Source organism: Staphylococcus sp. FSL W8-1268 (assembly GCF_038003965.1).
In the GTDB taxonomy this organism is placed as follows: domain Bacteria; phylum Bacillota; class Bacilli; order Staphylococcales; family Staphylococcaceae; genus Staphylococcus; species Staphylococcus hominis.
The window spans coordinates 78664-91850 of record NZ_JBBOQE010000001.1; the positions used below are offsets into that span (position 1 = coordinate 78664).

The 13187-nt window shown below is 33.2% G+C and carries 8 protein-coding genes and 1 pseudogene; 7 read left to right on the forward strand and 2 right to left on the reverse strand.

Features of this window, described 5'->3' with window-relative positions:
* Positions 1–95: 95 nt before the first annotated feature.
* The 3 genes and pseudogenes from NST64_RS00420 (at position 96) to NST64_RS00430 (ending at position 4644) form a co-directional block, all read left to right on the forward strand.
* Positions 96–2216, forward strand: a complete 2121-nt coding sequence (locus NST64_RS00420) for an AAA family ATPase (protein ID WP_107632254.1) — start codon at positions 96–98, stop codon at positions 2214–2216.
* The gene (gene mcrC / locus NST64_RS00425) at positions 2213–3247 is read left to right on the forward strand and encodes a 5-methylcytosine-specific restriction endonuclease system specificity protein McrC (RefSeq protein WP_340731010.1); all 1035 of its coding nucleotides are present in this window, start codon (positions 2213–2215) and stop codon (positions 3245–3247) included. Before NST64_RS00420 ends, mcrC begins: the two co-directional genes overlap by 4 nt.
* 104 nt (positions 3248–3351) lie before the next feature.
* A pseudogene (locus NST64_RS00430) lies at positions 3352–4644 on the forward strand (NtaA/DmoA family FMN-dependent monooxygenase).
* Positions 4645–4722: 78 nt separating this feature from the next.
* Here NST64_RS00430 and NST64_RS00435 read toward each other — a convergent pair.
* Entirely contained in the window at positions 4723–6099 is a 1377-nt protein-coding gene (locus NST64_RS00435; RefSeq protein ID WP_107632251.1) for an amino acid permease, read from the reverse strand.
* A gap of 306 nt (positions 6100–6405) precedes the next feature.
* On the opposite strand from NST64_RS00435, the gene NST64_RS00440 reads away from it, so the two are divergent.
* From NST64_RS00440 to NST64_RS00455, 4 genes are all read left to right on the forward strand, one after another.
* A complete protein-coding gene (locus NST64_RS00440; protein WP_107632250.1) occupies positions 6406–7026 on the forward strand; it encodes a nitroreductase family protein in 621 nt (206 codons plus the stop codon).
* Positions 7027–7234: 208 nt separating this feature from the next.
* Entirely contained in the window at positions 7235–9244 is a 2010-nt protein-coding gene (locus tag NST64_RS00445; RefSeq protein ID WP_002449504.1) for a catalase, read from the forward strand.
* Between the two features lie 196 nt (positions 9245–9440).
* Positions 9441–9974, forward strand: a complete 534-nt coding sequence (locus tag NST64_RS00450; RefSeq protein WP_002449191.1) for a VOC family protein — start codon at positions 9441–9443, stop codon at positions 9972–9974.
* Positions 9975–10100: 126 nt separating this feature from the next.
* Complete coding sequence (locus tag NST64_RS00455) at positions 10101–10394, forward strand: hypothetical protein (RefSeq protein WP_107632248.1); 294 nt, start codon at positions 10101–10103, stop codon at positions 10392–10394.
* Positions 10395–10610: 216 nt separating this feature from the next.
* Here NST64_RS00455 and lip read toward each other — a convergent pair whose 3' ends face one another.
* A complete protein-coding gene (gene lip, locus NST64_RS00460; RefSeq protein ID WP_017174735.1) occupies positions 10611–12878 on the reverse strand; it encodes a YSIRK-targeted triacylglycerol lipase in 2268 nt (755 codons plus the stop codon).
* Between the last annotated feature and the right edge of the window lie 309 nt (positions 12879–13187).

The window sequence follows — 13187 nt, forward strand, 5'->3', positions numbered from 1 at the left end:
ATCTTATAGCTTATTTTTTTATATATTTAAAGGTATAAATATATTTATAAAATGCATTAAAATGAAGATAATAATAATTTTGAGGAGAAATAAAGATGGACTATAAAATAGATAAAACATGGGCAATCTTTTATAAAGCCTTAGCTCATAAATTGTTAGAATATCAAAATTGTCGTGATCAATTGATTGAGAAAATACAAGAACTTTATATTAACACTCAAATCAATATGCCTAAATTAGAAATTAATAATGAAATGATAGATATGGATCCATTTACTGTGTTTGGATTATTTAATAAGAGTTCTATGACTAAAAAAAATAGAATTAAAATTATAGAAGAAATGGCCAAACTATTTGATGTGAAAGCAGATATACCACAAAATTTTGATGGTATTCCGACAGTGATGAATTTACGTGCTACATTTTATAATTTTAAGAATGATCGTGAAGCACAAGATATTGAAAATTTATGGTCGTTGTTTGAAATTGCTTTATTGTATTCAGCAGATAAAAGTGAAGATAATGAAAATAACTTTAAGAGAAAATTTAATCAAGTGATGGCTCAGCCTGGAATCGGTATGGGTAAGTTAACCAGTGGATTATTTTGGATTGATTCTGACACATTTGCCAATTTAGATTCTCGAGCGATTTGGTATATTTTTGAAGAAAGCGAAATCAGTACAAAGTATATCAATTTTGAGGTTAACTTAAAACAATCATTAACTGCGACCACGTATTTAATGATTATTGAAAAATTAAAATTATTTTTAAAAGAGGATAACTATTTGAATGATTTTATTGATTTAAGTTATGAAGCATGGCGCAAATCAAAGGAAGTCAAGCAAAGTTCAAAAGTAAAAGATATCGATGCAGATAAGGATTTAGAAGTCGTGAATTATTGGATTTATTCTCCAAAACCACAAGATGTTGATTTTGCTTCTTTTATTGAGAATGGAGAAATGTCTATTGGATATAACGAGTTAGAAGATTTCTCGAAATATGCATCTAAAGAAGAGATTAATCAAAAATTACAACAATTGAACCATAATCAGCATCATTATATTCATACGGTTAATGCCATATGGGAATTTAGTAAAGAAATGAAACGTGGGGATATTGTTTATGTGAAAAAAGGACAGACTGATATTGTAGGATGGGGCGTTGTTTCATCCAATCATCAATATAAAAATGATAAAAATATCATTCAGCTTGTTTGGAAGGAGAAAGGAAACTGGAAGATTCCAATCAAAACATTAAATAAGACGCTCACTAAAATTACGCCATATAGTGAAACGATTCGGAAATTTAATGAGTTATTTTCAGTTGAACATTCTGATGGAGTGGTTGCTACACAAACGACTTATCCCATTTATACAGCAGAACAATTCTTAGACGACGTATTTATGAATGAAGAAGACTATGACACGCTTGTGCAATTAATTAGAAGAAAAAAGAATGTCATCTTACAAGGGCCACCAGGCGTAGGTAAAACGTATGCAGCGAAACGATTGGCTTATTCAATGATAGGTGTTAAAGATAAAGAACGTGTGAAACTTGTACAATTCCATCAAAGCTATTCATATGAAGATTTTGTGATGGGTTATCGTCCTACTGAAACTGGCTTTGAATTGCGTACCGGTGCGTTTTACAATTTTTGTAAGCAAGCAGAAGAAGATAATGAGAAAGACCATTTCTTTATTATCGATGAAATTAATCGTGGCAATTTAAGTAAGATATTTGGTGAGTTGTTTATGTTAATTGAAAATGATAAGAGGGGAATGGAAATAGAATTACTCTATGCAAATGAGAAATTCTGTGTTCCAGATAATGTTTATATTATTGGTATGATGAATACAGCAGATCGAAGCTTAGCCATGCTTGATTATGCACTACGACGTCGATTTGCATTTTTTGATATGAATCCTGCCTTTGAAACCATACAATTTAAACATTATCAAGAAAATTTAAAAAATCCACAATTTGATGCATTAATTGATACAATTCAAGCACTGAATGTCGACATTCGAGATGATGATATGTTAGGTGAGGGGTTCGTTATTGGCCATAGTTATTTCAGTAATATGGTTGATGTCACAGAGTCTGAATTATCAAATATTATTGAATTCGAAATGATACCATTATTAAAAGAATATTGGTTTGACGACCCTTCAAAAGTGGATAGTTGGAAGGTACGTTTAAGGGAAGCGATTCAATGATTAACATTCATAATATTTATTATATGTTGTCTTACGCGTTTACAGTTTTGAATAAGAAAGGCTATCAACATATAGCAACAGAATCATTTAATAATGTGGCAGATTTATATAGTGCGCTCCTGATTAAAGGCGTATCGAGTCAATTAAAATATGGTCTTCAACATGACTATTTAGAACACAATGACTCGCTTAATGTGATACGAGGAAAGATTAATGTCACAGCATCCATACAACAAGGAACAATGATGCATAAACAGTTAAATTGCACGTATGATGAATTTTCAATTAATACGTATATGAATCAAATTTTAAAAACAACAATGCTTAATGTTCTAAAATTAGATATTTCGCGCACACGTAAAAAAGCGTTAAAACGACTGCTGATATATTTTGAACAAGTAGATATATTAGATTATCGACATATTGATTGGCAGTTACGATTTGATCGTCATCACGAAACATATCGTATGTTAATGGCTATTTGTTACCTTGTTACGCAAGGACGAATTCAGTCAGAAAGAAGCGGTTCAAGAGAAACGATGATGTTCGAAGATGAACAACAGATGGCGCGTTTATATGAACGGTTTGTTAGGGCTTATTATAAAAAGGAATTTCCACAGTTAAAAGTCACCGCGTCTCATATTCCATGGGCCATTGATGATGATTATCGTCACATGTTACCGACAATGAGAAGTGATGTTATGCTAACTTATGGTACGCAATGCTTAATCATTGATACGAAATATTATACGTCGACGTTACAACAGTATTTTGATACAAGAACGATTCATTCTGGAAATTTATATCAAATATTTGCGTATGTAAAAAATGAAGCATTTCACTTAAAATCGAAACAGATAAATGTTGCGGGGATGTTATTGTATGCGAAAACGGATGAACAACTTGTACCTGATAATACGTTTCAGATGAGTGGCAATACGATTAGTGTCAAAACATTGGATTTAAATCAAGATTTTATTCATATTGCTAAACAACTAGATGATATTGTATATAATTATTTTAAGATATAAAATAGTTAGTAGATATTGTAAAATTTCAACAATTCATATACGATATATGCAAATTAAAATGACAATTTTGACTTATAACAAAGGGGTTAATGACAATGAAACACATGCATTTATCTGTTTTAGCTTATAGTACAGGTCTACATCCTGCCTCTTGGAGACTACCACATTCATATGTTGAAGAAGTTGGAGATATTGATTTTCAAATTAAGTTAGCGAAATTAGCCGAAAAAGGTAAACTGGATGCATTCTTCTTAGGTGATGGTCAATATATATCTGGAGAAGAAACGGGACATATTTCTTATTATTTTGAACCACTAACGGCGCTTGCTGCCATTTCACGTGAAACACATTCAATTGGTTTGATAGGTACCATTTCTTCTTCTTTTTATGAACCTTATCTTGCAGCACGTATGCTTTCAAGTTTACATCAAATATCTCATGGGCGTATTGGGGCAAATATTGTAACATCTCAATTTGATTTAGAAGCACAAAACTACTCGATGCAAGCTTTACCACATCTTGAAAAACGTTATGAACGAGCAGATGAATTTATTAATGTAATGAAAAAATTATGAGAATCATTTACTGTAGAGGCTATCGTTAATCACAAAAACTCAGGAATTGGCTTAAATCATCAGTATATTCATCCACTTCATTATCAAGGAAAGTATTTTCAAGTTGCCGGAGCTATTAACATTCCAACACCAAAATATGGTCGACCACGTTTATTTCAAGCAGGAACTTCTATTCCAGGTCGTGATTTAGCAGTACGACACGTGGATGCTATTTTTTCAATTGCATGGAATTTACAAGATGGCCAACAGTTCAGACAAGACATTCATCAACGTGCCATGGAAGCAAATCGTCAACCCCCTCTTGTATTACCAGGTCTCACTGTTTATGTTGATGAGAATGAAGAGGATGCTTATAAACTTAAGCAACAATTAGATGATATGATTCCACTTGAAAAACGTAAGAAACAATTATCTAAAGCCATTGGTCTAGATATAAGTGAGTGGACACTAGATGAAGTCGTGCCATCATTGCCACCTTATGATGCATTAGAGAAAAAAGTTGTAAAATCTGTTTATGAAGCTGTACAGCGTGCTGTTATGACCGAACACCTTACCTTACGCGATGTATTAGATCGATTTGGTACTTGGGTAGGGCATAAAACGATAGTGGGGACACCGGAACAAGTAGCGGATGAAATGATTGAATGGTTTGAAAAAGAAGCGTGTGATGGTTTTATGTTAATGTCACCAACATATCCAAACGCATTTGAAAAATTTATTGATTTAGTCATTCCAGTTCTTCAAGCGCGTGGCATGTTTAGAAAAGAATATGAAAGCCATATGTTAAAAGATCATTTAAATATAAATACAGAGAAACTATAATTAAGCTTCTCTTTTATTTAATAGATATCATGAAAAAAGACTTCCTCCATTAGGGGGAAGTCTAAAATGTTCTTTATATTATTCCATTTTAACTTTCGCTTTGTCTGATTCTTTTTTATATTTTTGATACATAATCCAAAGAATAATTGCCCATACGGGTATAAATAATACTCCAATTCTAGTTGAACTGTTAATTAATAAGATAATAAAGATAAATGCGAAGAAAGCTAGAATCGCAAATGCCATATATTTTCCGCCAGGCATTTTGAACTTACTATCTTTGTGTAATTCAGGATTACGTTTGACATAATTTAGATAGGCAATCATGATAAGTGTCCAAATTAAAATATTCAATACTGTTGAAAATATCGTAATTTGAACGAACACTTTTGTTGCATCTTTAAATACTGCATTCAAAATAACTGAAATACTTAATAAGCCGCATGTAACTAAAATAGCATAGTGAGGTACACCATGTTTATTTGTTTTATGCAAGAATGATGGGCCTTGTTTACGACCTGCTAAACCGTACATTGTACGACTATTTGCGAAAATACCACTATTACATGATGAAGCAGCTGCTGTTAAAACGACAAAGTTAATAATACCGGCAGCAAATGGAATACCAATCAGGCCGAATAATTTTACGTAAGGACTGTCTGCAGGGTTTAATTTATCCCAAGGTACGACAGACATAATCACTGCTAATGAGCCAATATAGAAAATTAAAATACGCGCAGGTACATTGTTAATTGCTTGAGGAATCGTTTTGTGTGGGTTCTTAGTTTCCCCAGCTGTAATTCCAATTAACTCAATACCAATAAATGAAAAGATAGCCATTTGAAATGCCATCAAGAAACCTTGAATACCATTCGGGAAAAATCCACCTCTAGACCAAAGGTTCGTTACACTTGCTTGCCCGTAAGAGGTTTTCATTCCAAGCACAATCATCACAATACCAACAATGATTAAGGCTACAATTGTTATCACTTTAATAATTGACAGCCAGAATTCTAACTCTCCAAATAGCTTTGCACTGAATAAGTTCAAAGCGACTAATACTAAGATAGTAAATGCAGCTGTTAGCCAGTTTGGTACTGTAGGATACCAATATGAAACATATTTAGCAACTGCTGTCACTTCTGCCATGCCTGAAATAATCCAAGTTAACCAATACGTCCATCCGACCATAAATCCAGCAATTGGTCCAATATAATGATGGGCAATATCCCCAAATGATTTGAATCCTAAATTCGATAAGAGGATTTCTCCCATTGCTCTCATAAACATAAATAATACAAAACCGACAATAACATAAGTCAATAAAATAGACGGTCCGGCTAAATGTACAGATTCACCTGATCCAAGGAACAGTCCTGTACCAATTGCGCCACCAATAGCGATAAGTTGAATATGTCTATTACTCAATTCTCTTTGCAGTTTATCTTCTGCCATAATTTTCTTCCCTTTCATGAGTAATCTTATGACTGAAACTTTATGACTGAATCCAATACCCTTTGTTATAACATAAATAATTTTTCTAAATTTCAAATTATTTATTTGTTAAGGTTAAGGATACCCTATTTAGTTAATGTTAATCAAATAATAGTTTAATGAATAAGTGTTAATACATTATTAATTATAATTAATAATGTATTAAATTGAGTGTCTTTTTAAATCTATAAGCAAATTACTTCTCTTTATTTTCAATTTATTTAATAATCTAGGTTACGTAATTAAAATATGAAAGTAGGGAAATGAATGAACGATTTTAACGAAATATTGGAAAGTAGAAAATCTGTGAAAGGATTTGATTCAAATTATAAAATTCCACATGAAGAAATGAATGAAATCATTAGAAAGGCAACAAAAGCACCTTCATCAGTGAATATGCAGCCGTGGCGTTTTGTTGTTGTAGAAAGTGATGAAGCGAAAGCAAAATTACGTCCATTAATTCGATTTAATACATCACAAAATGATACATCATCAGCGATGATTGTTATTTTCGGTGATTTACAATGTTATGAGGAAGGCGAGTTTATCTATAACAAAGCGGTTGAGGAAGGACATATGCCTCAAGAAGTAAAAGACCAAATGTTACCTTTTGTAATGGATACTTACAAAAATAGTTCACGTGAAGTTATGAGTGACATCGTAAAAGTGGATAGTAGTTTAGCTGCGATGCAATTAATGTTAGTTGCAAAACAATATGGCTATGATACGAACCCTATCGGTGGTTTTGAGCATGACAAAATTGGCGAAGCATTCGGATATGATTTAGAACGTTACGTTCCAGTGTTAATCGTTGCGATTGGTAAGAAAGAAAAAGAACCTCATACATCATATAGAATGCCAGTTGATAAGGTAGTAGATTACCAATAATTAAAGTTTAATATAAAATATCAAAAAATATATTTTCATAAACGATTATAAAAGAAAGTTCTTTAAATAAAAATTTATGGGAATATATTTTTTCTTTAAAATGATTAATTCTTTTATAAATGGGAATAACTAACTGTATCCCGTAATAAGGAAACAATGTACATAACAATGTATTTACGATACCAATCTATATCTAGGAGAGATAAGTATGGATCAATCAAATGAAAACAAAAAACAACAACAATTAGATGCTCTAAGAAAAAATAATGATGGTACAGCAATGACTACAAATAGTGGTATGAAAGTAAGTGAAGATGAAAATTCACTGACAGTAGGGGATAGAGGTCCGACTTTACTAGAAGACTTCCACTTCCGTGAAAAAATGATGCACTTTGACCATGAACGTATTCCTGAACGTGTGGTACACGCACGTGGATTCGGTGCACATGGTGAATTCCAAGTGTATGAAGATTTAAGTGAATATACAAGTGCTGACTTCTTAACACACCCTGAAAAAACAACACCTGTATTTGTGCGTTTCTCTACTGTACAAGGTTCTAAAGGATCTCCAGATACAGTACGTGACATTCGTGGTTTTGCTACTAAATTCTATACTGATGAAGGTAACTTCGATTTAGTAGGTAACAACGCACCTGTATTCTTTATTCAAGATGCAATTAAATTCCCTGACTTCGTACATGCATTAAAACCAGAGCCACATAATGAAATGCCACAAGGTGGTTCAGCGCACGATACATTCTGGGATTTCATTGGTCAAAACCCTGAATCTATGCACGCAGTATTTTGGGCAATGAGTGATAGAGGGATTCCTAAAAACTTCCGTCAACAAGAAGGTTTTGGTGTACACACATTTAGACTTGTAAATAAAGAAGGTCAATCTTACTTTGTTAAATTCCACTGGAAACCTAAACAAGGTTTAGAAAGCTTAGTATGGGATGAAGCACAAATCTTACATGGTAAAGACATTGATTTCCATCGTAAAGATTTATATGAATCAATTGATAAAGGCGACTATCCTGAATGGGAATTAGGCTTACAAATTATCAAACCTGAACAAGAATTTGACTTTGATTTTGATATTTTAGATCCAACTAAATTATGGCCAGAAGATCAAGTACCTGTGAAAATTGTTGGTAAAATGACGTTGAACCGTAATGTAGATAACGTCTTTGCAGAAACTGAACAAGTTGCGTTCCACCCTGCACATATTGTTCCAGGTATTGATTTCTCTAATGACCCATTATTACAAGGTCGTTTATTCTCTTACACAGATACACAAATTTCTCGTCTTGGCGGACCAAACTTTAACCAAATTCCTATTAACCGCCCAGTTGCAGACGTTCATAATAATCAACGCGATGCAATGCATCAATCATATATTCATCAAGGTCAAACAGCCTACCATAAAAATGGCTTGAACAATAATGACCCTCATACGACACCTAAAGAACAAGGTGGTTTCGAGCATTATCATGAAAAAGTAGAAGGTTATAAAGTACGTCAACGTAGTGATAGTTTCAAAGATTACTATACTCAAGCTAAATTATATAAAAACAGCTTAACTGAAGCAGAACAACAACATTTAGCTGATGCATTTTCATTTGAAATTGGTAAATGTAAATCAACAGAAGTAAAACAAAATGCTGTTAATCAAATTAATAAAGTTGATCGTAAATTAGCTGAATACGTAGCAAATAATGTAGGTGTAGAAGTTCCGGCAGAAAACGAAGAAGTGCAATCAGATGCTAAAGATAGCCAATTAACATTAGAAAAATTTGATATCCCACTAAAAGGACACTCTGTAGCAGTGCTTGTAAATGGTGATATTAGCGCTGAAACATTAAAATCATATGCAGAAGTATTTGTTAACAACGACTTAAACTATGCATTTGTTGGACAAACAGCTAAAAACCTTAATGATGATGAAATTGGTATTACTGAAACTTATAGCACAGCAAGTTCAACAGTATTTGATAGTGTAATCGTTCTTTCAGACGGTAAAGAAATGTTACCGACTGCGATTGACTTTGTTGAAATGAGCTATAATCATAAAAAACCTGTTGTAATCACTGAAGAAGCGAAAAATGTATTACAAAGTAATCGTATTGATTTAGATGCGCCTGGTGTTGTAGTATCTAGCGAACCACAAGCTATCCTTGACGCATTCAAACGTTACAGATATTTCGATAGAAAATAATGAATGATTTTTTGAAAAAGCCTGAGACATAATGTGTTGTCTTAGGCTTTTTTAATATATTGGCAGTCGATGATTGAATTGAACATGCGTTTGTTCCAAATTCTTTTCAATCAACACAAGTTGGAGATACGTTACTGGAGTGGACGATAAATTCAAAATGAATGCTGTCTTGCACTCTTTTGAGTAAGGAGGAGATATGATGAATCGAGGTATTAATCATATTGGTCTTACGGTTCCTAGTATTGAAAAAGCCACTGCTTTTTTTAAACAGGGACTAGATGGAAAAATTGCATATGATAGTCAAACTAAAAATGATGAACCAAGAGGTGGCGAATATGTCGAGCATATCTTAGGGCTAGAAAAAGGAACTTCAATTATTCATAAACGCATGATGGTGTTTGGTTGTGGTCCTAATATTGAAATGTTTGAATTCCAACACGCTCAACAACATGAACCACAATCACTACAAGATATAGGTTTTACACATATTTCTTTTTATATTGAAAGTGACGAATTTGAACATGTATTAGAACGTGTCAAACAGGCAGGAGGAGAGCCACTATCTGAACCACATTCTAATACAAAATATGAGAATACAGAGAATAATAAAACCGTTTATATTCGAGCGCCATGGGGAAGCTTAATCGAACTTCAAACTGTACCTAATGGTTTTTATTATCCAAAAGATAGTGAAGCGAAGGTATTTATTCCTAAAAGTAACGATGAGTAATAAAATGGACGCAGTAGTGCATTACATTTTTCGACAGTGACGATTTTGTGTACATTTTCTAGAAACAGGGTAATAAACTAGAAAGCCTATCAAATGGCTTAATGACAGTTTAAGGGAGTAGAACAAATGATTGATATTCAAATTCAAAAATGTGACTTAATTGAAGTAATTGAATCAATAATCAATGAAAAAGTCGAAGTTGACAATCAAGATGCATGTGAATATTTAGCGACTGAAATTGTGAATGGATTAGAAAGCTACAATAGTGAAGAAACTCAAGCAAATAATTTATTAGGATTGAATAGTGCATTACGTCATGAAGTCAAAGCTTCTAACCACTCTAAAAAGATCACACTTTCAGCAAATGAAGAAGCATTCTCGTCAAACGATAATAATATAGATGTACGTTCATCTAACTAGACTGAAAAACTTACAGCACTTTATGACATCATGTTCTTACAAATCTTACATAATAAAAAGCACTTCCTAACGAGTGAAAATGTCTTCATCTCATTCGGAGGTGCTTTTATTTATATGAAATTAGAAAAATAATGCTTTAACTATTCTGAAGAAAGAACCAAGTAATTGAAAGACATCACCAGACATTAGACAACCACCTTTCCGCAAAAAATTATATTAAGCTTCGTTAGTTGAAGTTAGCGCTTCTGTTTGAACTAAATCATCTGCTAAATCATACCAAAACTGTTGTAGTTCTTCTCTTGAACGTTTTGTATCTGTACTGTCTTGACCTACAAAATCGACATGATCCCAGTCGTGTTTAGTAGGTGTTACTTGCCAAATACCTTTTTGATTTGTATCAGTTGCTTCTGTATAAGCTTGATTGAAAGGATGTTGAGATGAAATCACAGATACAAGACCATCATTTTCTCTCCATTCTTTTTCAGTAGCTTTACCAATCACATTTCCTGTCACTGTGAATGGTAAGAACATATTATAGTCTGCTTTTTGTTTTCCTATTAAAGTCGGATGCGTTGCCTCAGCTGTATACGTTTTATAAACGATATTTGGATTAAGTGATGTTTTGCGGTTAAGATCTGTCGCGCCATCACGTGTTAAATCATAAAAACCATTATCTTTAGATTGCCATAATTTAGAGTTTTTAACGCGTAAAAGGTAAGAGATGTAGCTTTCACCAGGTTGTTGTTTTAGACCCCATTGAGACAAACCGAAGTCTACACGTGAATTTTTATTACCTAATCGTTTACCTAAATCAAAAACCACTTGACGAACAAGTGCTTCATTTCCTAATTCATCTGCAGCGTGGGTACCATTATGCGGTGTGCCTAATGTTGTAATTGAAGAAACCATATTATCGTGTCCACCTTGTAGTAAAGGAGAAATGTCACCACCATGTGTTTTTTGGTATTCAATTTCTTCTTGACTACCATTTCTTAATAATTCTTCTAATTGACGAACAGTTTGTCCTCCCATACTATGACCAACTAGATGCACTTTTTGACCAGGTTGCCAATCTTTATAAACGCCTTCGTATGTTTTACCATAGCGTTCATGTCCATATCTTTCTGCATGTGCAGCACCATAATCTACAGTACCACCTTTAATATAGTAATAAAGTTCAACGGCACGGTCATAGTTACTACCAAATGCACTGATACTTGCTTCATAAGCGTTATAACCATTTTGTTCTAAATCTTGACGAATGTTTAATTTATCGCCGCCCCAATAATGTGATAAAACATTAGGATTGATATCATCAGTAAATCCATTAAAACCATGAACAAGAATGATTGGATCTTGGTTTTTGTATTGACCTTGTTTAGCAACTTTATTGGTTTGATCTTTTGTTTCTGTCGTACCTTGCTGTTGAGATGTATTATTTGTTGTTGCTACTGCATTATTAGCTAATGTCTCTAAGCCAGCCTGTGAATTTTTTTGATCTTTAGCATCTTTATGTCCAACAGTTTCATTTGTTGTACCGTCAATTGAGATCGCTTCATCTTTAGTGTTTAAAGTATTCACTGTAGGTGCAGCAGGATCTGTGGGTTGTTTAGCTGTCACTGTTTGTTTTGTTTCAGTTGTGTCTACAGTATCGTTTGTTTTTCCAGTAGATGGTGCCTCTACGTCATTATTTTTTATTGCATCCTGATTTACATTTGAATCTTGTTGAGTTTTTGATGGTGTTAATTCTTTACTCTCTGTTAGAGGTGTTGACTGAGATGTTTTTGTTGAATGACTGTCAGTTGTTTTTGAAGTATTGTCTTTTGTAGATGATGTGTTGGTTTCAGCAGTCGTTGTTTGAGTTGTTGTTTTCTCTTCTGTCGGACTTTCATTTGTCACGTTTTCTGAAGAGTGAGCTTGATTTTTAGTAGTTGATGTTTCAGTTGTGTTATCTTTTTTATCTGAGGCTAGTGTGTCTTTTTGAATTGTGTTTTTAGTCGATTCTTGTGTTTCAAGAGAAGGTTGCTCCTCTTTAGTTGAAACTGATTCAGGGTCATCAGAAGATGTTTTTGTAGTTGATGCTTCTTCAGTTTCAGCTACTGAATGTTTTGTAGATTGATGAGTTACAATGTTGTCAGTTGTTCCTTCATTAGTATTTAATTGATCAGTGCTATCTTTAACTTGAGTTGAAGCTTTGTTTTCATTATGTAAGCGTTGTGCTTCATTTTCATTAGTTACTGATTGAGATGTAGAAGTAGCTTGTTCGTCAGATTGAACATTGTCTTGTTGTGTTTCTTGATTATCAGATTGTTTTTTATGATCCCCAATAGATTGTGCTACAGCTGATTCAGGATTTCCCACTTCCTGATGTGTTTCTGCTGCCTGTGCAGCACCGCCTCCCATAAATAGCAATGTCGCTACTAAAATGGATGATGCACCCACACTGAATTTACGAATACTGTATCTGTTTTCACTTTTTTTCATAAATAGCACCTCTATTAATAGTTTTTTGTTATAAAATATATAGATTAAATAAAAATATTAATTATTGAACGTGGAATAAATCCGAAAAGTTTACTAAATATCGCTTTAATATTTTCCAAAGTAACCATCCTTTCTTAACAGACAATTTAGAAAGCGTTTACAAATATGGCGAAAAATTGTCGTATGTAGAACAGAGCTACATACGAGATTTAACCATCAACGTTGTCTATTGAGTGTAAATAGATAGTAACGCTATATGAAAGCGTTGTCAATAATCTGTCACAATTACATAGAGTAAATGTACATTTT

What these genes read in the sequence shown, in the direction of transcription:
- NST64_RS00450 (WP_002449191.1), top strand. Translation starts at nt 9,441, where the DNA reads ATGATGAATCGAGGTATTAATCATATTGGTCTTACGGTTCCTAGTATT.
- NST64_RS00435 (WP_107632251.1), bottom strand. Translation starts at nt 6,099, where the DNA reads ATGGCAGAAGATAAACTGCAAAGAGAATTGAGTAATAGACATATTCAA.
- NST64_RS00455 (WP_107632248.1), top strand. Translation starts at nt 10,101, where the DNA reads ATGATTGATATTCAAATTCAAAAATGTGACTTAATTGAAGTAATTGAA.
- lip (WP_017174735.1), bottom strand. Translation starts at nt 12,878, where the DNA reads ATGAAAAAAAGTGAAAACAGATACAGTATTCGTAAATTCAGTGTGGGT.
- NST64_RS00440 (WP_107632250.1), top strand. Translation starts at nt 6,406, where the DNA reads ATGAACGATTTTAACGAAATATTGGAAAGTAGAAAATCTGTGAAAGGA.
- NST64_RS00445 (WP_002449504.1), top strand. Translation starts at nt 7,235, where the DNA reads ATGGATCAATCAAATGAAAACAAAAAACAACAACAATTAGATGCTCTA.
- mcrC (WP_340731010.1), top strand. Translation starts at nt 2,213, where the DNA reads ATGATTAACATTCATAATATTTATTATATGTTGTCTTACGCGTTTACA.
- NST64_RS00420 (WP_107632254.1), top strand. Translation starts at nt 96, where the DNA reads ATGGACTATAAAATAGATAAAACATGGGCAATCTTTTATAAAGCCTTA.